We start from the raw sequence: 22,788 nt of genomic DNA, 5'->3' as shown, positions 1-22,788 counted from the left end.
CCCGCGGGGGTATTTACGAGACCATCCCACAAATTGTGTAAACCTCCTGAAAGGTGCAAAATAGAGAGCACTGATCAGGAGGTTTTATTATGGCAAGAAGAAATCGAGATCCGGAACGTGAAGCAAAGCGGGAAAAGATGAGCAGTCTGCTCCAGGAGTTAAAAGTGAGCTCTATGGAGGATATCCATGATCTGTTCAAGGAAATGATAGGAACCTTCCTTGAGAATGGTCTTGAGGGTGAACTGGACGAAGAACTTGGCTATTCAAAATATGATTATAAAAATAAGACGAGAGACAACAGCCGTAATGGCACAAGCCCCAAGAAAGCAAGATCAAGCTACGGAGAGATAGACCCAAACGTTCCCCGCGACCGCAAGGGAGAATTTGAGCCGGAGCTTGTAAAGAAACAGCAGACAAGCATATCAGGGGACATAGAAGAAAAGATCCTCTCAATGTACGCAAAAGGCAGGACCACCTCAGACATTGAAACCCATATTCGTGACATATAGGGTCTCTCTGTTTCAAGACATTACAATAAGCAGGATAACGGACAAGATACTGCCCTTGGTGAAAGAATGGCAGAGCAGACCGCTTGAGAGCGTCTATGCTGTAGTATTCATGGATGTCATCTGCTATCACGTCCGCAGTGAAGGGCAGATCATAAAGAAGGCAGTCTACATAGCAATAGGCATAAACATGGAAGGCACCAGAGAAGTGCTTAGAATGTGGATCAAAGAGAACGAGAGCGCCAAATTCTGGCTTTCCGTGCTGAACAGCTTGAAAAATAGAGGACTGGAAGACATCCTTATAGCCTGTGTGGACGGTCTTAAGCAGATTTCCTGGTGCAATAGAGGCGGCATATCCGAAGACGGAGATCCAGCAGTGCATAATCCACCAGATACGCAATTCGACCAAGTCTTATAAGGACATAAAGGCCCTCATGTCAGATCTAAAAGAGGTATGCGCCGCAGTAGATGAACAGACAGCTTTGGACAGCCTTGAAAGATTTGGGGACAAATGGGATGCGAAATATCCCAAGATATCCAAGTCATGGCAGGAGCACTGGGCTAACCTTAGCACCTATTTCAAGTATCCTATTGAGGTCAGGACCCTCATCTACACGACCAATACCGTTGAAGGATTCAACCGTCAGCTTAGAAAGGTTACCAAATCCAAGGCTGTTTTCCCTACAGATGACAGCCTGTTGAAAATGATTTATCTGGCAATGATGGACATAACCAAGAAATGGACTGGGCGCCGTAAGGACTGGGGTACTATCCACTCCCAGCTGGAGGTATTTTTCGAAGGCAGGATCTGAGGAATATTTTCAATGTCAGATAAAATGTATAGCCTGAAAATATGGCTATGCCCGACTGTCTGTTATTTGGTATAATTAAAAAGGTCCGGAGCTGAAAACCAGCACCGGGCCCATATTTTAAATGCCTCATTTTGCACTTGTTAGGACTTTACACAAAATCTAGGATAGTCCCGTATTTTTTACGCGCTTCATGAGTATAAATAAGGCAAAGGGCCCGCTCGTTTGGTGTCCAACATCGTCTTTCAGCAAGGCGAAGGCGGCCTCGATAAATCCGTTTTCGCGTCTCAAAATGTGATCCGCTCAGCCTGTCTCAGGCGTGGCGACTAAGGGCTTTCTTCCAAAATCCGCTCCAATTGTATTTCTAAGGCGGGGAGCTCCCGCTTTGCGATGCTCCAGACGATCTCCGAATCTACGCTGAAGTACCCGTGAACGATCCTGTTTCTAAGGCCAACTATTTTTCACCAGGGCGTGTCTTCGTAACGGCCTTTTACGTCGTCGGAGATGTTTTTGGCGGCTTCCCCTATCACAATGAGTTTTTTCACGACCGCGTCGATCGTTTTGTCGTCTTCCTTAAAAGAGGCAAAATCCATGCCGTCGGTGTACTTTTCGACCTTCCTGACGCATTCTAAAACGTCTTCGACGTAAAGCTTCCGGTCCCTTTTAGACATAGCGCAAATCTTTCATGACGTATTCTTTCCTGTGAGGTTTTATGCCGTCCGGGGTTGTAAGGTCAACTCTCACGCCGATGATGTTTTCCAGAAAATCCGCGAGGCCAACGCCTTCGCCGCCGAGCTTTTGATGTCGAAGGTGATGCTTGCCCGTGAAGCTCACAAATTTACGCTTAAATAGTTCAGCCGGCACTACGTGGTCTCCGTCCAGGCCATGAGAATACGCCTCAAGGAACTCGGCCTTGTGTGCAAGGGGGATTAGGGAGCCATGAAAAAGGGTCTCAAGCTGGTCGCCGTTATAGTTGTATTTATGCTTATCCAGGTTACAACTGCTGAAGCCTGGACTCTTACCTTGAGGGCGCGGGTTGATTGCTGGTCCGTGCATCTTCATCTTGATTGACAAACGTCCTCTAACATCCTCTAACATTATATATAATCTTGTGCTGTTGTATAAGCGCGAGAATTTTTAAAGAAATCTTAGATAAATAAGTAGCAAATAACACAAAGCTTCTTAAATGTAAAATAGCGCTCTCGTTTTTATTTGGGAAATTGGCCTGTTTATGGCAATATAAACATGGACAAAGTTGCAAAATAAATTCCCCACTTGGGTGTGCGGACAAAATCTTGGACTCGTAATGAGACAGGAGGCTGTCCATGTATTCAAAAGAATTACGAATGTGGGCGATCGAACTTTACATTAAGTACGGGAAAAGTCCTGCTGATGTCATCAGGAAACTTGGTTATCCCGACCGCAAGATGCTGGGCAAGTGGTATAAGATATACCTTGAAAAACAAGAAACCGGAGTACCCTATGAAAAAAGGTATGCGAAGGTCCCCAGCTTCTTGCAGGAAAAACATAAGACAGCAGTCCGCCATTACCTCAGTGCCTTCTTGCAGGCGACAAGTATGAAAAGCTGAAAGAAGGGATCGTAAACCTGTTTAAAACAAAAGGACAGACGTTACAGGTACCGGAGGATCCATGCCCTGCTTGTGCAAGAAGAAATAAGGGTGTTTAAAAAAGTCATCAGGCGGTGCATGGCAAGATGTTTTCTGATCGTCTTCGGCAGGAAAGGGCGAAGACAAAGCGTCTACCAGGGTGAGAAAACACCTGCCGCCAGGAGCCTGCTCAAGCAGGATTTACGCTTAAAGACCAAACACCAAATGGCTTACCGACATCACAAAGTTTCAGATCCCTATAGGTAAGGTCTACCTTTCGCCGATCATTGAACTGTTATGATGGCATGGTGGCAAGCTGGACCATAAAGACCAGCCCCGATGCGGACCTGGTAAACAGCATGCTCAACAGGGCCATGAAAAATCTTAAGGCTGGAGAACGGCAGCTTAGGTGCAGTGAGTTCGTTGGAACACCGGAGGAGTCTAAATTTGGCTGCATAAGCAGTCCAAGAAAACGTCCGCTCCTCCCCTCTCGTTCATTGAAATTCTTAGGTGGTGCTTAAATTAGCGATATCAAATAATGAAGCCTCAAAAATATCTCTTAGCTGATTTATCTTTCCGTGCCCATAATGTCTTTTATTCTGCAAGAGATGATCAAGACTTTTCTATAACACATAGGACAAAAGAGCAAAATTAATAAATAAAGGATGTGTTGTTATGTCGGATGTTGTTTTTAAGAAAGTTGATTATACTCTTAAAAAGCTTGTGGAGGATATCGATTTAGGGGAGATTGGACTACCCGATATCCAAAGACCGTTTGTTTGGCCAAGCAGCAAAGTGCGGGACTTATTTGACTCAATGTATCGTGGTTATCCGATAGGTTATTTTTTATTTTGGGAGAATGGCTTCCCCGGTGAACATAAAGTCATAGGAACTGGCCAAAAGCAAAAAGCCCCTCGTTTGTTAATAGTAGACGGCCAACAACGATTGGCTTCATTATATACAGTAACTAAGGCAGTTCCTATTGTAAGTAAAGATTTTCGTCATGCTCGTATTCGTATTGCCTTTAACCCCATAGAAGAAGGATTTGAAGTTACAAACCCTGCCATTGAAAGAGATGTGGAATGGATTCCCGATATTAGCGAGATATGGAAACCGGAAATGAGCAGTTATACGTTTATAAATAAATTCTTTCATCGTCTTGGAGCAAATCGTGAAATTGCCGATGAAGAAAGAGCAAAAATAGCAAATTCAATCACACGGTTAGAAAAGCTCTTAGATTATCCCCTTACTGCGTTGGAAATATCTTCTTCTGTTGATGAAGATAGAGTTGCAGAAATATTTGTTCGCATCAATAGCAAAGGTACACCGCTTAATCAGGCTGATTTTATTCTTACACTTATGTCAGTGTTTTGGGATGATGGTCGAAAACAACTGGAAGAGTTTTGCCGTCAGGCTAAAAAACCACCAGTTGATAATCGTCCATCACCATATAATCATTACCTTACCCCTAGCCCTGATCAGCTGTTAAGGCCTAGTGTCGCCCTTGGTTTTCGTCGAGCAAGGTTAGAGCACGTATATTCGCTACTGCGCGGGAAGGATTTGCAAACTCGGCAGTTTTCTGTAGGGCAGAGAGAAAAACAATTTGATATATTGAGAGAAGCTCAGGATTGTGTTTTGAATCTCCAAAATTGGCACGATTTCTTTAAGGTATTAAAGCGTGCCGGTTATCAAAGTGGTCAGCTCCTCTCCTCCGAAATGACAATAGTCTATACATATGCAATGTGGTTGATCGGTAAGATGGATTATTGCGTTGACCCTTATTACCTGAGAGAAGTTATGGCTCGCTGGTTTTTTATGGTAGCTCTTACGGGACGTTACACCAGCTCTCCAGAAGGTCGTATGGAGCAGGATTTAGCGCTCTTACGGGCGATCGATACAGCTGAGGGGTTTGTAAAAGTGCTGGATCAACAAATAAATGCCATTTTTACAAGAGACTATTGGGAAGTGACCCTGCCTAACGAATTAGAGACAGCTGCCGCTCGCAGTACTGGCCAATTTGCCTTTTATGCGGCGCTTTGCCTTCTTGATGCCAATGTGTTGTACTCTAAGATGAAGGTCTCTGAATTGTTGGATCCAACCATTAAAAGTAAAAAGAAAGCCCTGGAACGTCATCATCTGTTTCCTCGGCGATACTTGCAGAAAATTGGCATTCGAGAGAAGCGTCTTATTTATCAGACGGCTAACTACGCCTTGGTGGAATGGCGTGACAATATAGCCATATCGGATAAAGCACCCAAGGATTACGTGCCTCAAGTTGAGGCCAGATTTACCGGCGAAGAACTGCAAAAAATGTATACGCTGCATGCGCTGCCCGAAAGATGGTATGAAATGGAATATACGACCTTCTTAAATGAGCGTAGAAAATTAATGGCTGATATCATTCGCAGGGGATTTATGAAATTGAAAGAAAATATATAAGCAATGCTCTAGAAGGGCTTTTTACTCTATAGAGGATGCCATAAAATGGTTACAAGACAATGAATTTGGCAATATCTCACGCTAATTTAAATGCATATCTTCCTTACTTTATCGCCTAATCCCTCAAGATCCGCATCATTATAGGGATAGTTAAAAGAAAAACGTACAAAATTGTCCCTACACGTCTAACTTAAGGATTTGTACGTGTGGTTATACGAGGCTAACGTCCTTTACAGGAGTAACGTTTTTAGGGCTTCTCATCTTCATTACCTGTAGTATCTTTTGGCTTAAAGGAGTCCCTTTGACCTTGATCAAAAATTCCTCTCCCTTTACGCTCACTTTGGTGAAGTTCATGGAGTTTAAGGCCTCTTTTATCTGTGTCAGTGGACTTCCCGTCAAAGGTATCGCCGGGGAATAGCTCGTAACCTACAGGCCTTCCCTCGCAGTCGGTAATGAGGCCCAATACCACCTGCACTTCCTCGAACTTTCCGTCCTTGCTGAAGCCGAAATCCTTCAAGGAATCTGCAGATGTGCTTTCAAAGTAAAAGGTCGTCACGTCGTAAAATACCACGTCTACCTGCATGTTAAAGAGGCTCCTTTCCCGCTCAAATAGGGCCTGCTCAAGGGTTTCCTTCTTTTCCGCTATGACATCTAATGCCCTATATAGGTGGTTATAGCCTACATGTGACAAGTTCAAGTAACGGCTCTGGCCTTTGAAAAGGTAGCTAGTTTGCTTTTAGGCTCTAGTAAATGCTGGATGACCATTAAAAGCTTTCTCCAAGGCACTGAAAGCTTGGGTTTTCCTCTATCTGGTCCAGGCGACCTAAGTTTAAGAGGGTACGATGTCTTACCTTGCCGCCGTCGCGGTAAGACTCCACAATGCGCAGATATTCCTTGCCTTTGGATTTCACGACCTTTAAGAATCTATTATGTTAATACTACTTAATAACCTATATTGCAATTGATAAATGGCAATATAGGCGTAATAAGTTGTCCCTACATTTTCCCTCGAAATATGGTCTGCTGTGCATGAAAATCCCATAACCAAGGGATTCTTGAAGGACAGATGGGTTAAAAAATGAGCTTAACTGATAAGGTCGGGACATGGCATTTGCAAATAAAGACCGAGGTTCGGTTTTACGAAACTCGGTCTTTATTCCATTTTATTAAGCTAATTTGTCGCTAGCCTATTTGTCCTTGCTTGCAGAGATGGAGCGTTGGGCGTCAGGTGCGTTTTTGGGTTGTGCTTTTTCCTCCATCCACTGATGCCTCCGCTCCTCCCTCTTGAGTACTTGCGGCTCAAGCTGCAGCCTGCTTCCTTCGAGCAACTCCGAGACACCTCCGCCTGAAGATGCCGACTGCCTCGTGCATATCTCCTTGCAGCCGTGACAGTGGGAGCCAGCGTTTTCCGGCTCCGTATAGACCGTTATGGTTCCTTCGAAATTCCTTAGGACTATCCTGCGCTCTCCCTGGGCTAAAACGTAATTTGGCATTACCGGTATCTTGCCCCCTCCTCCGGGAGCGTCTATGACGAAGGTCGGAACTGCCATGCCCGTGGTATGTCCGCGCAGGAATTCTATGATCTCGATGCCCTTGCCGACGGAGGTGCGAAAGTGTGATATGCCGCGCGAAAGGTCGCATTGATAGATGTAGTAAGGGCGCACCCTGTTGACTAAAAGCTTATGAAACAGCTCTTTGAAGATATAAGGGCAGTCGTTTATGCCACGGAGTAGCACCGATTGGTTCCCAAGAGGTATGCCGGCGTTGGCGAGCATGTTCAAAGCCCTTGCGGAATGGGGCGTTATTTCCTTTGGGTGGTTGAAGTGAACATTTATCCACAGGGGATGAAACTTTTTCAACATGGTTACCAAAGAGTTAGTGATCCTCTGAGGCATGACGGCGGGAACGCGCGTTCCGATTCTTATGATCTCGACGTGAGGTATTCGGCGCAAGCTCGTCAAAAGCCACTCCAGGTTTTCGTCTTCCATGGTCAGAGGATCTCCGCCGGTAACCAGTATATCTCTAAGCACGGGGGTCCTTTCGATGTAATCTATGGCAGCCTGTATTTCTTCGCGACTTTTTGGCCTGTCTATCTCCCCGGCAAAACGCCTCCTAGTGCAGAACCTGCAGTACATGGAGCATTGGTCTGTTACGAGCAGTATGCCCCTGTCAGGATATCTGTGTACGAAGCCCGGAACGGGTGCGTATCTGTCTTCCGCCAGCGGATCGTGAAAGTCCTCCTCTGCGGTGTTTCTTTCTGCAGAAGTGGGGACGGCCTGCATCCGAATGGGACAGTTGATGTCATTGGGATCCATCAAAGTGGCATAGTATGGGGTGATGGCCATTCTTAGCTCTAAAAGATCGTCATTAAGGGCTTTTTTCTCTTCAGGAGTAAGGGCGATGACTCGGCTTAAGGTATCGATGTCGGTGATTCTATTGACCAGCTGCCAGTGCCAATCGTTCCACTCCTTCGGCTTAACGTCTTTCCAAAGGGATACTTCCCTATAATTTATCATTCTTTCCCTTGCCTCCCGATGGATCGTTTTTTATTATAGCCTTATAAAAAGTTACCAGGTCGTCTCCTTCCCGGTAAAAGGAGGGTATACGACCGCACTCCCGAAAACCCAGGGCATTGTAAAAGGCCCTTTGTTGGGCATAATCTTCCTTGCCCGAGGTTTCCACCCTAATATTTGCTTTGTCCTTTTCTTTTAAAACGGATTCTTCCATCCTGCTCACCAAACGCCTTCCAATTCCCTTACCTTGATATGAAGGAGACACGACGATCCAGTAAAGGTCGTAAGTGAACTCCGTCATGGGCGTTTTGCCGCATATCAAAAAGGCGATGTCGTCGTTTCCGACCTTTTCTCCAATAAGCATGTAGCCCTCTTCATCTGAGCCTTCCAAGCATTTTCCCAGCAATTCCGAGAGCACGTCCAGCTCGGCTTCGTTGAAGGCTTTAGTAGATCGCGCTATGTCTAGATACTTCGTACAGCGATTCATTATCTGATTCATATTGGCTCTCCTTTATGGCTGTATCAATTATGTAAGAGATCAAAGCTTCGTAAGGAAGGCCGCTTCTTCTGCATTGATTTGCCAGTCCGCTTTCGACGTTTAAGTCGGGATTGGGGTTTACGTCGATGACATAAATTTCCCCATCCCTTTCTCTCATATCCACCCTGAAATACCCTTTGCAAGAAAGGGCGATGCCTGCACGCTTTGCCATCCGAATCAGACTATCTTTCATCTCCCGGGGGAGAAATTTTGGATTTTCAGGGGCAATTCTATAGCCGGGGCTTTTTGTATCCCACTTAGCCCCGTAATCCAGAAAGGGCAACGCCTCAGGATAGTCTTCGTAGTCTATCATGGATATGCCTGCCACTTCGTAGGGCGGAAGTCCGATCAATCCTACGTTGAACTCCCTGCCTTCCAGGAATTCCTCCACTATTATCCCTGCAGGGAAGGTCAGAATTTTGCGGGCAACGGCCTCTTTTAGTTGCGATTTGGACGTGACCAGAGAGCTGTCGTCTATGCCTACGCTTCCATCCTCAAATCGGGGCTTTATGAAGGCAGGGCACGGCAGTCCCTCCAAGTCGAAGGATGTGCTTTCGAGGCATAGTCCCTTTGGGGCGGGAACGTTTTTCTTTGTCAGGAGCTTTTTAGCCATTAATTTATCTAAGGAAGCTTGCAGGGCAGCAGAGCCGTTTCCCGTAAATGGTATGTTCAGGCTTTCCAAAAAGGTCGCAAACAATACTTCTTTTTTGCTGTCGTCGGAAAATCCTTCGAAGAGATTGAATATACAATCCGGCCAGAAACGCTTTATCTTATTCTCCAGCACATCAAAACTCCTCAGATCCTTTTTGGTGACGCCGAGCACATACGTCTTATGTCCGACAGAAGCGAGAGCCTTTGCGACCATATCTCTAACGGTCAGGGTATCCAGTACATCCGGCCTTTCCGTATCCTCTTTGGCAGTTACGATCAATATCCTCATAGTAGTTATCCCTCCAGCCAAGGCAAGCTGTAGCGGTTGAAGGCTGAACGCGAAATTTGCGATATGAGGTCGTGATAGTTGCCTCCGCTTAGGGAATAAAGAATTGGAAGGTCGCTATAATAAGGTGAAAGCCCCGGCAGGGGGTTGATATCTATGACCCTCAGTTGGCCTTGTCCGTCCATCCGCATGTCGATGCGAGCTATATCCCTGAGTTCCAAGGCATGAAACGCATCGAGAGCGATCATTGCAGCTTCACGTCGGACCTTTTCGTTTATAGCTTCAGGGCCTTCATAAAGTATGCATTCCAGCCAATCTCTTTTATGTTCCAAAGAATACAAAAAGACGCCGTCATCCGATGGTTTTCGCTCCGAAATCTTCATCATGCCCAACAAACGAGCATCGCTGCCGTTGCCGACGATGCCGGCTGTTATCTCTATGCCGGGCAGAAAGGCTTCGATGATGGCGGGTTGTCTGTATCGCTCGAATATCCTCAAGACATTTCGTTTCAATTCATTCGGGTTTCGACATATGGAATCGCGGAACACGCCTTTGGATGAGCCTTCCCATCTGGGCTTTGCGATGTAAGTTTCGTTGTTATCCTGAAACAACATGTCAACATTGCGCAAGTCGTCTTCGCTTCTGAAGAGTGTCATGAACGGCACGGGGACGTTTTCCCTGTTTAAAACGACATTCGTGAGATATTTATCCAAAGATATTGCAAGAGAAACGGGATCAGATCCGCTATAGGGGATCCCCAAGGATTCGAGCAGGCAGGGTATTTGAGATTCTCTGCCCCTTTCTGTGCCTATTCCTTCAGCAATATTGAACATGAAGTCCAGGCGTTGATTTGCAAGTTTCGACGGCAGATCCTCATTTTGCTCGCAGAGAAGGGTCTTAAATCCAAAACTTTCTATTTCTTTTGCCAGAGCATCTACAGTACTTTGAGAGTCGTACTCCTCGTAAAGGTCATTCGGGTCGCCTTCTGAGGTAGGCCTTTATAAATTGAAGGCGATGCCTATGACCTTGACCGGTAGGGAAACTTCTTGACTTGATTCTTTATCTTCCATCCTTTAATTCACCTCTTCTTGAGGCATGAGATACAACCCCCCAAAGGGGTTGTTAGTAACTTGTTTTTATATTGCTTAATATATAAATGAATCTCTTATTTGTATGTATCACCTCTTTTTGCAGTATTAACAATTATTTGCAAAATTTAATACTACAATAAGCGATATTAAAATATAAATTTCAACTCCCAACTAAAAAATTCCCTCTCTTTTGAGGGAATGAGATCTTTTGACTGTATATACTTTTTTCTGCGAGAATTATAGTGCTTGTTTTCCTGATATGCAATGGGATAGGTGGTGTTTCGATGAAAAAATTCAACATAATTAGGGTCAGGAAATTCCTGGAGATAGCTCTTTTGACGAAGGCCTTTACGATAGCTGCTCCCAAGCCCGTAGCTTTGATCCCGATAGGACCTCAAGGATGCGGAAAGACGAGCTTGGGGTTATACCTGTCCCGCAAAATTCGCAGTTTCGAGATGATATCCCAGGACGAAATAAGAAAATCCTTGTTCCTTCAGATGTACCCCCAAGAAAATGGCGTCGGGTTCGAAAGGATATATGAGGTTCTGAGACCTAAGGAGCCGGAGATACGCAGAAAGGCAATTGAGGCTCTGAAGTCAAGCACGAAAGAGGTCGTATATGTGGATAGAATGAATCTGACGCCTGCATCAAGGTCCGACTTTATCATTCCCGAGAGATTTAACGTGGCCATCTACTTCGACCTGCCCTTGGATGAAGTTTTAAGAAGACATAAGAACAGGCCCGATAAGGTTTTGGCCATCCCCGATCATATAGTGATCAGTTGCTTTAACATGGCAGAATTTCCCAAAAGGGATGAATTTGACGCCAGAGTTATCCTGAGTCCGATCGGGATAAGAAGGGAAGAAAGTGGACACAGAAAGGACAAGGGCAATTTGTCGAACGAGTAGTTGATATTAGCGAGTGTCTTTGAGCTTCTTTGCCTTAGATCTGTACCATAGTACATATATCGCTATTATCGTTACACATAAGAAAAAAAGCGCCACGGAAATTGAATGAAGTGTCTCCTGAAGCCGCTCTCTGTTGTTTCCTATGTAATATCCGAGCAGGGCCAGTACTACCACCCATATTCCGGCCCCCAGTGAAGTGTATAAGCTAAAAAGGTCCAACCTCATCCTTGCTATACCCGCTGGCAACGATATGTATTGCCTGATGCCGGGCAGCAATCTTCCGACGAATGTGCTCACGGCGCCGTGCTTTTTAAAGAAGTTTTCGGCTTTGTTCAGGCTTTTTTCGCTGATAAAAAAATATTTGCCATATTTTATTAGAAAATATCTTCCCAGTTTCAGAGCCAAATAATAGTTGAATATCGCCCCTAATAAGCTTCCTGCGACTCCGCAAAATATTACCACAGGCAGTGACATCTTGCCCTCGGCTGCCAAAAAGCCTGCCGGCGGCACGACAACTTCGCTGGGAAAGGGGAAAAAAGAAGATTCCAAAAACATCAAGGCCATTATCCCTACATACCCCAAGCGGCCTATGGTGTTCACCAAAAAAATAACTATAGCTTCAAGCATCTGTGTAACATCCTATTCCAAATAATCTTCTATCTTTGCTGAATAAAGGTGTTGAAGGTATTGACTTACCGGGCCATTGACCTGGGCCAGATGCTGGCTTCCAATCCTTCTTACGGGGAGTATTTCCTTGATGCTCCCCGTTATGAACGCTTCTTGTGCTGTTGATACTTCGGAAAGCAGGGGGCACCTCATCTCGACCTTCAATCCACTTTCTTCAGCTAGTTTAATGATGATTTGGCGCATTACCCCGTCGAGCACCTTCTCTGTAGGAGCTGTGACTATCCTGCCGTCGATTACCATGAAGAAGCTGCTGCTTGAAGATTCCGTTATCTCTCCATCGGGACAGTACAAAACCTCCAAAGCCTCTTTATCGTCCCTACGTCCAACATATGCAGGGAGGTAAAATACGCTTTTTATGTGCGGGAAAGGCCTGTCCATATCTATGGGAGCGAGAGCCACGCCGCGTTCGTAATTTTCCCTTGGCGCCTTTTCCAACGGTTCGAATATGACAAAAAACCTCGGATGGGGAAATTGGCCATCTTCAAATACATCTCCCCCCGAGACGTATATTCGCATTTGAACTTCTTCGCAATCCATCATTGCAATGCCTTTTCTGATGACCCCGATGATTTGTTGTATATCCAAAGGGAGTTTAATCCCCAGGGCATGGGATGACTCCTCCAGCCTTTTTAAATGGATCGACATTGCATGGGGTCTTTTCCGGTAGGTCCTCAAGGTGTCAAAAACGCCTACGCCTCTTTGCACGAGCAAGTCGGTTATGGGAATACTGATTTCTTCCAGAGATTTAAACTCGCCGTTGTAATAACAAAGCTTCAATTTCCGTCCCCTCTTTTTGTATGCCATATATTCGACCATGGTCGTCAAAAATTATTGTAGCGAATAAATTGCCCTTTGAACATGGCTGGCAATATGCCTTTCTCAAATGCCTAGGTTTGTCCCTTAGGCATACATTGACCCGCAACTTGGCTGAAGAACAATTAAATTCTGGCTACTTTTTTATCAAACTTTATTATAATATGTATATTTGAGAGGCATTATTGCGCAATACAAATTATGAAGGAGGGACAAGAGTAATGACTGTAGTATATGTCAATGGAGAGTTTGTTCCCAAGGAAGAAGCAAAGGTCTCAGTGTACGATCATGGTTTTTTGTATGGCGACGGAGTGTTTGAGGGCATCAGAGCTTATGCCGGGCGCATATTTAGGCTGGAAGAGCATATCGACAGGCTCTACGATTCGGCTAAGGCAATATGGCTAGAGATACCCATCTCTAAAGAAGAAATGATGGAAGTTTGCGCGGAAACCTGCAGAAGAAATGAGCTTAAAGATGCCTACATCAGGTTGGTCGTGAGCAGGGGAACGGGAGACCTCGGTTTGGACCCGAGGAAGTGCCCGAAAGCGACAGTGGTATGCATTGCCGATAAAATTGCCCTCTACCCCGAGGAGTTTTATCAGAAGGGCTTAAAGGCGGCTACGGCAGCCACGAGGAAAAACTACGGAGAGGTGCTTCCTCCGCAAGTCAAGACCTGCAATTATCTTCCCAATATAATGGCCAAGATTGAATCGATAGTTGCGGGAGCCCAAGAGTGCTTCTGCATGAGCCGCGAAGGTTATTTGACGGAAGGCTCCGGCGACAATGTGTTTTTGGTTAAAAACGGTGTAGTTAAGACCCCTCACCCCGCTGCTGGAATTTTGATCGGCGTTACGAGAAATGCCGTTATAGAATTGGCCAAGAAATTGGGTTACCCCGTGGAGGAGACTTTCCTTACGAGATATGACGTTTACACTGCTGATGAAGCCTTCGTCACCGGTACTGCAGCCGAAATGGTTGCCGTCGTTGAGGTAGATGGAAGAAAGATTGGCAATGGCAAGCCAGGTCCCGTCACGGAGAAACTCAGAGAAGAATTTCGCAAGCTGGTAACTTCTGAAGGATATCCCATTTACAAGTAAATGCGAATCAGGCTTTTCGGGGCAAGGCATGTTGCACTGAAGATGTCTTGCCCCTTATCGAGAGAGGAGGATGGTTGTGGCCTTTAATATATTGGTCATAAATCCAGGTTCTACCAGCACTAAGATAGCGTGGTATGATGATGATGTGGAAACATGGAGAAAAACCATAACCCACGCCCCCGAAGAGTTGTCGGAGTTCGATGGCGTAATAAGCCAGTTGGACTTCAGATTAAAAGCCGTTGAGGACGCCTTGAAAGAGGCAGGGTATTCCTTCGACGATCTCGATGCGGTAATAGGGCGCGGAGGCATAGTTGATCCGCCCATGCCGGGTGGAGTTTATCGGGTAGAAGAGGTGTTGATCGAATATTTGAAGTGTTGCAAACCATGGGAGCATGCATCTAACTTAGGAGGGCTGATGGCCCACTCTATAGCACAACCCAGAAATATCCCCGCCTTTATCGCCGATTCGGTAGCTACCGATGAATTGGATGATATCGCAAGGATCACGGGTCTTCCGGAGCTTCCCAAGTATTCCTTGGCCCATACATTAAATGTGAAATCAGTAGTGCGTAAGGCGGCCAAGGAGTTGGATGGGGATTGGCGTAAACTTCGCTTTATAGTCGCCCATTTGGGAGGAGGCTTTACGATCTGCGCCCACAGGGACGGCAGAATGGTGGATCTAAACAATGCCAACGAAAACGGACCTTTTTCCCCGGAGCGTGCCGGGACCGTCCCCACGGGCGATTTGGTCAAACTTTGTTATAGCGGCAAATATAACGTGAAGGAACTGCGTCGAAAGCTTGCAGGCGCTTCGGGATTCGTCGGTTATCTCGGTACAAATGACGTTCGTGTGGTGAAGCAGCGCATTGAAGAGGGAGACGAAAGAGCTGCATTGATATACCGCGCAATGGCTTTCCAGGTGGCTAAAGAGATCGCTTCCTATTCAGCCGTATTGGAGGGCAAAGTCGACGCCATTATCATGACCGGCGGCGTGGCCTACGACGATGACTTCGTGGCCATGGTAACGGAAAGGGTACAGTGGATAGCTCCCGTTTTGGTATATCCTGGGGAAAATGAAATGAAGTCCTTAGCGGAGAACGCCTTGAGGGTTTTGAAGGGGGAAGAAAAGTCGTCTTCCTATGCTGACGTCGTGGAAAATTACAGAAAAAGGGAGGTGCTTTAATTTGGCCTTTAAAAATCTCGATTTTCTCTTTGATAGGGCTAAGAAAGGCACCGTTATGAGAGTTGTCGTCGCTGCAGCAGAGGACGGAGAAGTGCTTGAGGCGGTCAAAAAGGCAAATTCAGAAGGAATAGTTGAGGCTGCCTTGGTCGGCGATAAGGGAAGGATAGCAAGGGTCGCCGAGGAAAGGAGCATAGACATATCTTCTTTCGAGATAATTTCAGCAAAAAGCGAAGAAGAGGCAGCCGCAAAGGCCGTACAAACCGTATCATCGGGAAATGGCGATCTTTTGATGAAGGGGTTCATAAAGACTTCTACCCTGCTTAAGGCCGTATTGAATAAAGAATGGGGCTTAAGGAGCGGGAACTTGCTCTCTCATTTGTTTCTTTTCGAGGTTCCTGCCTTCGATAGAGTTATAGGACTTACAGATGGGGGGCTCAACACTTACCCCGGCCTTCATGAGAAGGTGGCGATAGTAAATAACGCCGTTTGCTGTTATCATTGTTTGGGCGTCGAAACGCCAAAGGTCGCTGCCTTGGCTGCCGTAGAGGTGGTAAATCCCGATATGCCCTGCACGATTGATGCAGCCGCATTGGTCCAGATGAACAGGCGAAACCAGATAAAAGGCTGTATCATCGATGGACCTCTGGCTTTGGATAACGCCTTGAGCGAAGAGGCCGCACGTCATAAGGGACTGACATCAGAAGTTGCCGGACATGCCGATATATTGCTCGTTCCCGACATAGAAGCCGGAAACTTGCTTGGAAAGGTCATACTTTTCATGGCAAATGGAGCTGGTGCCGGAGTGGTCTTAGGCGCGAAGGTTCCCGTAGTTTTGACCAGTCGCGGAGATACGGCCCGGACTAAAGCGCTATCCATAGCCTTGGGAGCTGTTTTGGCAAAGGGTCAGAGAATGAAATGAGAAGATCATAAAGAAGCGATCATAGAAAAAGTATATAAAAGTATATATAGGGAGGTCTGCAAAGGTGAAACAGTTACGTTCTCTTACTGAACTTTTAACTTATGCAAAGGAAGTGGGTCCCAAGAGGGTAAGCGTTGCTTTGGCCGAAGATGCCGAGGTTCTGGAAGCGGTTGAAAACGCCAGAAAGGAAGGCATTGCCGAGTGCATCTTGGTTGGTAACACCGACAAAATGAAGGAAATAGCCAAGGGGATCGGCATTGACCTTTCTAACTTCCAGTTAAAGGATGTTCGCGGGAGCGAAGCCGATGTGGCCTTGGCCGCCGTAGAGGTTGTATCTTCGGGTCAAGCCGATATACTGATGAAGGGCATGATATCGACCGCTAATTTCCTTAGGGGCGTTTTGAATAAAGAAAAGGGATTGAGAACGGGTTCCTTGCTGTCTCATGTTTATATACATGAAGTGGAAGGGATCGATCGTATTCTTTTCATATGTGACCCCGCATTTAACATCGCCCCCGATCTGAATGGCAAAGTCAAAATAATCGAGAATACCGTAGAACTTGCTAAATCCTTCGGCGTCGAAACGCCAAAGGTCGCTGCCTTGGCTGCCGTAGAGGTGGTAAATCCCGATATGCCCTGCACGATTGATGCAGCCGCATTGGTCCAGATGAACAGGCGAAACCAGATAAAAGGCTGTATCATCGATGGACCTCTGGCTTTGGATAACGCCTTGAGCGAAGAGGCCGCACGTCATAAGGGAATAGTTTCTGAGGTGGCGGGGCATGCTGAAGTCTTGCTCGTTCCCGACATAGAGGCGGGGAACATCTTTGCCAAGGGCATTGTCTATCTCACGAAAAACAGGACGGCCGGCCTGGTCTTGGGCGCAAAGGTTCCTATAGTTCTTACAAGCCGTGCAGATACTGCGGAAACTAAGCTTTTGTCCATAGCGTCAGCTGTGGCTTTGGCTGCTTATAAATCAGCCTAAAAGGGGATTGCAGGTTAAGGGAAAAGGGTAAAATAGGCGCACAGAATGGGAGGAACGTCACTAATGATATCGCCGAAGATATTAGCAATCAATCCGGGTTCGACCAGTACGAAGATCGCTTTTTTCGAAGGGGACAGGGAAAGTTGGCGCGAAACCCAAAGATATGACATCGATGTCCTGAAACGTTTCAGTGGAATCATAGAACAGGAAAACTTCAGGTTAGAGGAGATAAAAAGGTCTTTGAGGGCTCATGGCACCAAGTTAGAGGAGGTCGATGCCTTCGTAGGCCGCGGAGGTTTGTTGCATCCGATTCCTGCAGGTACATATGCTATCAACGATCTTATGTTGGAAGAGATGCGCGCCTGTAAATACGGTGTGCATGCAAGCAACCTTGGGGCAATCCTAGCCCACAATTTGGCCAAGGAAGCGGGCGACAAACCCTGTTTTATTGTCGATCCCGTAGTCGTGGATGAGCTGTGCGATGAGGCAAGGATATCGGGTTTTCCGGAAATTGAGCGAAAATCTATCTTTCATGCCTTAAATCAAAAAGCGACGGCCAGAAGAGCGGCAGAGGAAATGGGAAAGAAGTACGAAGAGACCAGGTTGATAGTGGCGCATCTCGGCGGAGGAATATCCGTGGGAGCTCATTTGTACGGTAGGGTGGTGGATGTCAATAATGCCTTGGACGGAGAGGGACCCTTCTCGCCGGAAAGGGCGGGGACCCTTCCGGTAGGGCAGTTGGTCAATTATTGCTACAGCGGCAAGTGTACGCTGGAGGAAATGCAGAAAAAGCTGGTGGGCCAAGGCGGATTGGTTGCCCATCTGGGGACTAACGATGCGCGCGAAGTCGAAAAAAGGATAGCCGAGGGTGACGTCAAAGCTGAGTTGGTCTATAATGCAATGGCATATCAGGTTGCTAAAACTATCGCTGAGTATTTAGCCGTTCTTTCAGGCCAGGTCGATGGAATAATTATCACCGGAAGCATTGCCTATAGCAATAAATTCGTAGACATGGTCACCAAACGCGTAAGCTTCATTGCTCCTATCTTTATATATCCCGGCGAGGATGAGATGCTTGCCCTTGCGCAGGGAGCTTTAAGAGTACTGACGGGAGAAGAAGAAGCAAAAACATATGCCTATTAGAGGCTAGGGGGACGAGGATTTTGCCACCCATGCTCAAGTTCGTTACGGGATTGTTGATGTATTCCTTTATATTCCCGAGGGCGTACGTTGCCGTCGTCCCGAAGGGAATAAAATGGATAAAAGATCATTTCTATGACGAGATCCCAAAGGACGTGAAATGGGCAAGAGGATACCAGAAGTTTTTGCTGGGGTTGCTCTTTTGTTTGGAGGTGTTTTTGCAATCTTCGTGGTCTGCCTGGGTGGCATATAGAATTTTGGAGTATTCAATGAAAGCAGAATCCTATAAATGGGGTTATTTCTTGATTGGCGCTATATGCGGTGAAGCAGCCCTAGGGTACATTGCCAGGAAAGAGGAAAATGTTGACCTCTGGGTTGCTCTGCGCTCCATCATTCCCATGGGTCTGCTGATCGAATTTGTGATCAACCCCCGATTTTTAGATACGCTGTTTGGTTGGTTGGCGAATATAAGCCTTTGATCGATGGCGTTTAAAGAAGAAAAAGCCCGCTTACGTTTATCTTTGGTAAGCGGGCTTTTTGGACAGCAACTTGTTAAGGCTTACTTTATTAGCTCTTTTAGTGCCTTTAATGCGGCGTCGTAATCCGGATGGTTTGTGGCCTCCGGGACAATTTGGACGTAGCGAATAACGTCGTCCTTGTCCGCTATAAAAACTGATCTTGCAAGGAGCCGCAGTTCTTTAATCAGGACGCCCCAATTTGTACCAAAAGAGGCATCTCTGTGATCTGACAGAGCAATGACCTTCTTTATGTTCCCTGAAGTGCAAAATCTCTTTATTGCGAAGGGAAGGTCCATGGATATGTTGAGAACGACTACATCATCGGGCAGAGATGTGGCCTCTTCCTCAAACCTGTGGGCTTGAACATCGCATACGGATGTATCGAGAGAAGGCGTTACGGATATGACTTTAATCTTATTGGCGAAGTTGGATTTTTTGACTTCCTTCATGTCTTGATCTATGACCGTGAAATCCGGGGCTTTGTCTCCCACTTTCAGCTCAGGGCCTATTAGGGTAATTGGGTTGCCGTGCATGGTAACTACACCTTTTCTTTCCAAGTCTATCACCCCCATTTATATTTGACATCTCTACATGTCAAGTATAAATTATAATGGTTTTTGATATTTAGGTCTAGCTAAATTTTATGTATACCTACTTGACTTAAGGAGATATTTTATGTAAATTTACATAAACAATTTTGTGCTTGTAGTTGGAGGATTAAGGATGAAGATTAATGGCTTGCTTTTTTGCGCTTGTTGTTGTCGGTGGATCGCTTCATGATCTACCGCGGCTTGGGGCCGCGGCTATAGAAAAGCTGTGGCCAAAGCCAAAGGCAAGTTAATTTAAAATATAAAACTTTTTTAAATATTAAGAGGGCTTTCGCGCCACAGCGAAAGCCCTCTTAATATTTAAAGTTAATTACAAAGGGAGGAATGAAAAGTGAGAAAAATATGGCAAACGATAAAGTCAGATTATCAGGCAGTAAAAGATAGAGATCCAGCCATACCTGACGGTTTAAAGGGTGCGCTTGAAATCATCTTGTGCACGCCCGGCTTTCAGGCCATTTTAGCTCATAGGTTTATACACTTTCTACATAAGAAACTTCGCATTCCCATTTTGCCTAGATTTCTGGGTTTAATAGTGCGCTGGTGGACTGGAATTGAAATACATCCTGGAGCAGAGATTGGCAGAGGGGTGTTCATAGACCATGGAATGGGCGTGGTCATTGGAGAAACTGCCGTTGTAAAGGACAATGTTACTTTGTTCCACGGCGTGACCCTGGGCGGAACCGGAAAAGAGAAGGGAAAGCGCCATCCGACAGTGGAAGAGGGGGCTTTTATAGGAGCCGGCGCCAAGATATTGGGGAATATTGTCGTCGGCAGGAATGCGAAGGTCGGTGCCGGGAGCGTGGTGTTGAAGGATATTCCACAAGACAGCACAGTCGTCGGAGTTCCTGCCACGGTTGTCAAATACAGGGGAATTAGGCTGAGGGAAAATTTGAAGCCCTCGGAGCCCTCTTTACAACATTCGCTTTTGATGCGCCTGGCTCAGCTTGAGGAGAGCGTGCAAATCTTACAGGAAGAAGTTGTAAATTTGAGGAATCAGCTTAACGAAAAAAACGAAAGGGAGGTCGCTTGATATGTTGTTGAATGAAGTAGCGATTGGGCAGTTAATAGGGAGGACGCCATCGATCAAATTGTCCTCTAAGAAAGGATATATATTGACGAAACTGGAAGGCAATAACATAGGCGGCTCGATAAAGGATAGAGCCGTATGGGGCATGCTCAAATATTTCGAACAGGCTGGCAAGTTGAAACAAGGCACGACTATAGTGGAACCAACGTCTGGTAACACCGGCATTGCGCTGGCAATGTTCGGAGCGACAATGAACATAAACGTTATACTGGTCATGCCTGAGTCAATGTCCATGGAGAGGAGACAAATATTAGCTGCCTATGGAGCAAAACTGGAGTTGACGCAGGCTTCGGAGGGCATGGGAGGCGCTATAAAAAGGGCGGAACAAATTGTAAAAGAAATCCCAGGTGCCGTCATGCTGGATCAGTTTTCCAACCCCGGGAACCCTTGGGCCCATATGGTGACGACTGCTCCTGAAATATTGTTGGATGCTAAAGGGTCCGATATCGCTGCCTTCGTCGCAGGGGCTGGTACCGGTGGCACCTTGACGGGGGTTGGAAGATTTTTGAAGAAAGTCTTTCCCAATATGAAACTTATCGCTGTAGAACCGGCCGGTTCGCCGGTGTTAAGCGGCGGCGCGCCCGGATCGCATGCTATCCAGGGCATTGGCGCAGGATTTATACCTAAAAATTTAGACCTTTCTTTGGTAGATCGAATAATTAAGGTGTCAGACGAAGATGCGATCGACATGACAAGGTATTTGGCTCAAAAAGAAGGCTTGTTTTTAGGCATATCAAGCGGTGCCAATTTATGGGCAGCTAACGAGGTAATGAAAGAACTGAAGGATAATTCGATCGTCGTTACGGTAGCGCCTGACCGAGGGGATAAGTATCTGAGCACCCCGGCATACCGGGCTTAACTTCATGACTACTAATATATAATTAGGCAAAACTAAAATATCAAATTCACTTGCACCTGGAATATATATTTGATATATTGGACACAGTATGCAGATATATACAATTCTTTTATTGCAGAAAATTTAAACAAAGTTGCGAGAAGGGGGCTGTCTGCCAAAATGGAGAGAATTAACACAAGAGATGTTATCGTTACCGGCTTTGCCCTGTTTGCCATGTTTTTTGGTGCGGGTAATTTGATATTCCCTCCCTATTTGGGGTCTTTGTTCGGCACCAAATGGGTTGCCGCTATGTTGGGGTTTGGTATTACTGGCATTGGATTGCCGCTTTTGGGAGTCATGGTCATGTCTCAATATGATGGATCCTTTGAAAAGTTTGCCGATAAGGGTGGCAAACTTTTTGCTATTCTCCTGGGATCTTTGGTCGTATTGTGCATTGGTCCGCTTCTTGCCATTCCTCGAACGGGCGCCACGACTTTTGAAGTTGCCGTTAAACCCTTTTTCCCAAACATGAACCCCTACATACCCATTATTGGCTTTTTGCTCTGACATATTATTTTTCGATGAAGCAATCCTCGGTAATAGATATAATCGGAAGGGTCTTAACTCCGGGCTTGCTCGGCCTTTTGATTTTCATCATTATAGCAGGTATCGTTAATCCGATAAGCACGCCGCTGGATCCGAACGTGGCAAAAAGTTCGGCATTTTCTTCATGTTTTGTGGAAGGTTACCAAACGATGGATGCCCTTGCTGCAGTTATATTCGCCGGCATAATAGTCCAAAGCATCCGTGCAAAGGGGTACGGAAGAACTTCTTCTATTAAGATGACGGCAATCTCAGGGCTTATCGCTGCAGCTGGTTTGTTTGTCGTCTATGGCGGATTGATGTATTTAGGGGCTACTGTTTCCTTTATGTCCAGTGATATTCCAAGGACGACTTTGCTTGTTACCATTGTCGCCGAGATCGCAGGGGATGTCGGCTTAGCCGCTTTAGGCATAGCGGTATCTCTTGCCTGTTTGACTACCGCAGTTGGTTTGACTGCTGCAACCGGAGAATTTTTCAGCAATCTATCTAAAAATAGGGTTACCTACCTTCAGGTCGTTACCCTCTCGACCATATTCAGTGCGCTTTTTGCGGGGATCGGCGTCGACGGAATAATCAGATTTGCTGTGCCCATCTTGGTCGTTGTCTATCCCATCGTCATAGTCTTGATGTTCATGAACCTGCTTTCTCCCGTATTTAATGATTCCTGCAGGTACGCATATGTAACTGCCCTTGCGGGAACCCTCTTGGTTAGCTTATATGACGGACTGTCCGCTATGGGGGTAACCATCTCCGTTTGGGGTGACATCGTTTCCATGATTCCCCTCGTGGGTAACGGATTTGGGTGGTTAATGGCTTCTACAATTGGATTCGGGATAGGGCTGATTGTCGACAGGATTGCTTTGGCGATAAAGGGTTCGGAAAGTTGCGCTTAACATTGCATTAGGAAGGATCAGAGCGTTGTTTTGGCGATAGTACAAACGCAAAACAAACCCCCAAGATGG

General features: G+C 46.1%; 22 protein-coding genes and 3 pseudogenes. 14 read left to right on the top strand and 11 right to left on the bottom strand.

Going from position 1 to position 22,788, the window contains the following annotated elements; genetic code table 11:
* Positions 1-89 precede the first annotated feature (89 nt).
* Positions 90-1,318: pseudogene (locus HMPREF1705_RS03615) on the top strand (IS256 family transposase).
* A 159-nt stretch (positions 1,319-1,477) separates the two neighbouring features.
* Here HMPREF1705_RS03615 and HMPREF1705_RS11125 read toward each other — a convergent pair.
* The 3 genes and pseudogenes from HMPREF1705_RS11125 to HMPREF1705_RS03605 form a co-directional block, all read right to left on the bottom strand.
* Complete coding sequence (locus HMPREF1705_RS11125) at positions 1,478-1,606, bottom strand: hypothetical protein (protein WP_009202267.1); 129 nt, start codon at positions 1,604-1,606, stop codon at positions 1,478-1,480.
* Between the two features lie 35 nt (positions 1,607-1,641).
* Positions 1,642-1,986: pseudogene (locus HMPREF1705_RS11030) on the bottom strand (HepT-like ribonuclease domain-containing protein).
* Positions 1,979-2,389: a hypothetical protein gene (locus HMPREF1705_RS03605; RefSeq protein WP_040348824.1), complete on the bottom strand. Its 411-nt coding sequence runs from the start codon at positions 2,387-2,389 to the stop codon at positions 1,979-1,981. The pseudogene HMPREF1705_RS11030 and the gene HMPREF1705_RS03605 overlap by 8 nt, the downstream one beginning before the upstream one ends.
* A 251-nt stretch (positions 2,390-2,640) precedes the next feature.
* Between HMPREF1705_RS03605 and HMPREF1705_RS03600 the strand changes: the two genes are divergently transcribed.
* Positions 2,641-2,904: a hypothetical protein gene (locus HMPREF1705_RS03600; protein ID WP_009202270.1), complete on the top strand. Its 264-nt coding sequence runs from the start codon at positions 2,641-2,643 to the stop codon at positions 2,902-2,904.
* Between the two features lie 693 nt (positions 2,905-3,597).
* Positions 3,598-5,361 carry a GmrSD restriction endonuclease domain-containing protein gene (locus tag HMPREF1705_RS03590; protein WP_009202273.1) on the top strand — a complete coding sequence of 588 codons (1,764 nt, stop codon included), beginning with the start codon at positions 3,598-3,600 and terminating at the stop codon, positions 5,359-5,361.
* A 385-nt stretch (positions 5,362-5,746) separates the two neighbouring features.
* Here the strand turns inward: HMPREF1705_RS03590 and HMPREF1705_RS11285 are convergent.
* The 5 genes and pseudogenes from HMPREF1705_RS11285 to HMPREF1705_RS03565 all read right to left on the bottom strand — a co-directional run.
* A pseudogene (locus HMPREF1705_RS11285) lies at positions 5,747-6,272 on the bottom strand (IS1634 family transposase); the annotation flags it as partial.
* Between the two features lie 276 nt (positions 6,273-6,548).
* On the bottom strand, positions 6,549-7,877 hold the full coding sequence (gene kamA, locus HMPREF1705_RS03580; protein ID WP_009202277.1) for a lysine 2,3-aminomutase: 1,329 nt from the start codon (positions 7,875-7,877) through the stop codon (positions 6,549-6,551).
* Positions 7,864-8,373 (bottom strand): GNAT family N-acetyltransferase, encoded by a 510-nt coding sequence (locus HMPREF1705_RS03575; protein WP_111089548.1) that lies wholly within the window; start codon positions 8,371-8,373, stop codon positions 7,864-7,866. Before HMPREF1705_RS03575 ends, kamA begins: the two co-directional genes overlap by 14 nt.
* Complete coding sequence (locus HMPREF1705_RS03570; protein ID WP_009202279.1) at positions 8,318-9,352, bottom strand: D-alanine--D-alanine ligase family protein; 1,035 nt, start codon at positions 9,350-9,352, stop codon at positions 8,318-8,320. The genes HMPREF1705_RS03575 and HMPREF1705_RS03570 overlap by 56 nt, the downstream gene beginning before the upstream one ends.
* Before the next feature lie 5 nt (positions 9,353-9,357).
* Positions 9,358-10,182: a D-alanine--D-alanine ligase family protein gene (locus tag HMPREF1705_RS03565; protein WP_242603519.1), complete on the bottom strand. Its 825-nt coding sequence runs from the start codon at positions 10,180-10,182 to the stop codon at positions 9,358-9,360.
* A 542-nt stretch (positions 10,183-10,724) separates the two neighbouring features.
* On the opposite strand from HMPREF1705_RS03565, the gene HMPREF1705_RS03560 reads away from it, so the two are divergent.
* On the top strand, positions 10,725-11,348 hold the full coding sequence (locus HMPREF1705_RS03560) for a hypothetical protein (protein WP_057940689.1): 624 nt from the start codon (positions 10,725-10,727) through the stop codon (positions 11,346-11,348).
* A 6-nt stretch (positions 11,349-11,354) separates the two neighbouring features.
* Here HMPREF1705_RS03560 and HMPREF1705_RS03555 read toward each other — a convergent pair whose 3' ends face one another.
* On the bottom strand, positions 11,355-11,975 hold the full coding sequence (locus HMPREF1705_RS03555) for a DedA family protein (protein ID WP_057940688.1): 621 nt from the start codon (positions 11,973-11,975) through the stop codon (positions 11,355-11,357).
* A gap of 12 nt (positions 11,976-11,987) precedes the next feature.
* Positions 11,988-12,812: an aminotransferase class IV gene (locus HMPREF1705_RS03550; RefSeq protein WP_071804877.1), complete on the bottom strand. Its 825-nt coding sequence runs from the start codon at positions 12,810-12,812 to the stop codon at positions 11,988-11,990.
* Between the two features lie 257 nt (positions 12,813-13,069).
* On the opposite strand from HMPREF1705_RS03550, the gene ilvE reads away from it, so the two are divergent.
* From ilvE to HMPREF1705_RS03520, 6 genes are all read left to right on the top strand, one after another.
* Positions 13,070-13,945 (top strand): branched-chain-amino-acid transaminase, encoded by an 876-nt coding sequence (gene ilvE / locus HMPREF1705_RS03545; RefSeq protein ID WP_057940686.1) that lies wholly within the window; start codon positions 13,070-13,072, stop codon positions 13,943-13,945.
* 76 nt (positions 13,946-14,021) lie between these two features.
* The gene (gene buk, locus HMPREF1705_RS03540; RefSeq protein WP_242603517.1) at positions 14,022-15,128 is read left to right on the top strand and encodes a butyrate kinase; all 1,107 of its coding nucleotides are present in this window, start codon (positions 14,022-14,024) and stop codon (positions 15,126-15,128) included.
* Position 15,129: 1 nt separating this feature from the next.
* A complete protein-coding gene (locus tag HMPREF1705_RS03535) occupies positions 15,130-16,047 on the top strand; it encodes a bifunctional enoyl-CoA hydratase/phosphate acetyltransferase (RefSeq protein WP_242603515.1) in 918 nt (305 codons plus the stop codon).
* A 64-nt stretch (positions 16,048-16,111) separates the two neighbouring features.
* On the top strand, positions 16,112-17,032 hold the full coding sequence (locus tag HMPREF1705_RS03530) for a phosphate butyryltransferase (protein ID WP_057940683.1): 921 nt from the start codon (positions 16,112-16,114) through the stop codon (positions 17,030-17,032).
* Between the two features lie 63 nt (positions 17,033-17,095).
* Positions 17,096-18,175 carry a butyrate kinase gene (buk, locus tag HMPREF1705_RS03525; RefSeq protein ID WP_040348832.1) on the top strand — a complete coding sequence of 360 codons (1,080 nt, stop codon included), beginning with the start codon at positions 17,096-17,098 and terminating at the stop codon, positions 18,173-18,175.
* Between the two features lie 29 nt (positions 18,176-18,204).
* Positions 18,205-18,651: a hypothetical protein gene (locus tag HMPREF1705_RS03520; protein ID WP_009202289.1), complete on the top strand. Its 447-nt coding sequence runs from the start codon at positions 18,205-18,207 to the stop codon at positions 18,649-18,651.
* 80 nt (positions 18,652-18,731) lie between these two features.
* Here HMPREF1705_RS03520 and tpx read toward each other — a convergent pair whose 3' ends face one another.
* The gene (tpx, locus tag HMPREF1705_RS03515) at positions 18,732-19,247 is read right to left on the bottom strand and encodes a thiol peroxidase (RefSeq protein ID WP_040348834.1); all 516 of its coding nucleotides are present in this window, start codon (positions 19,245-19,247) and stop codon (positions 18,732-18,734) included.
* Positions 19,248-19,629: 382 nt separating this feature from the next.
* On the opposite strand from tpx, the gene cysE reads away from it, so the two are divergent.
* The 4 genes from cysE (at position 19,630) to HMPREF1705_RS03495 (ending at position 22,719) form a co-directional block, all read left to right on the top strand.
* Positions 19,630-20,328 (top strand): serine O-acetyltransferase, encoded by a 699-nt coding sequence (gene cysE / locus HMPREF1705_RS03510; RefSeq protein WP_009202291.1) that lies wholly within the window; start codon positions 19,630-19,632, stop codon positions 20,326-20,328.
* Position 20,329: 1 nt separating this feature from the next.
* Positions 20,330-21,244 (top strand): cysteine synthase A, encoded by a 915-nt coding sequence (gene cysK, locus HMPREF1705_RS03505; protein WP_009202292.1) that lies wholly within the window; start codon positions 20,330-20,332, stop codon positions 21,242-21,244.
* Between the two features lie 159 nt (positions 21,245-21,403).
* Entirely contained in the window at positions 21,404-21,790 is a 387-nt protein-coding gene (locus HMPREF1705_RS11120) for a branched-chain amino acid transport system II carrier protein (protein ID WP_050767892.1), read from the top strand.
* 14 nt (positions 21,791-21,804) lie between these two features.
* A complete protein-coding gene (locus HMPREF1705_RS03495; RefSeq protein ID WP_009202294.1) occupies positions 21,805-22,719 on the top strand; it encodes a branched-chain amino acid transport system II carrier protein in 915 nt (304 codons plus the stop codon).
* The last annotated feature ends 69 nt before the right edge of the window (positions 22,720-22,788 follow it).

It is taken from the genome of Acetomicrobium hydrogeniformans ATCC BAA-1850, assembly GCF_000160455.2.
Classification (GTDB): Bacteria; Synergistota; Synergistia; order Synergistales; family Acetomicrobiaceae; genus Acetomicrobium; species Acetomicrobium thermoterrenum.
This window is presented reverse-complemented; position numbering and strand designations above follow the sequence as displayed.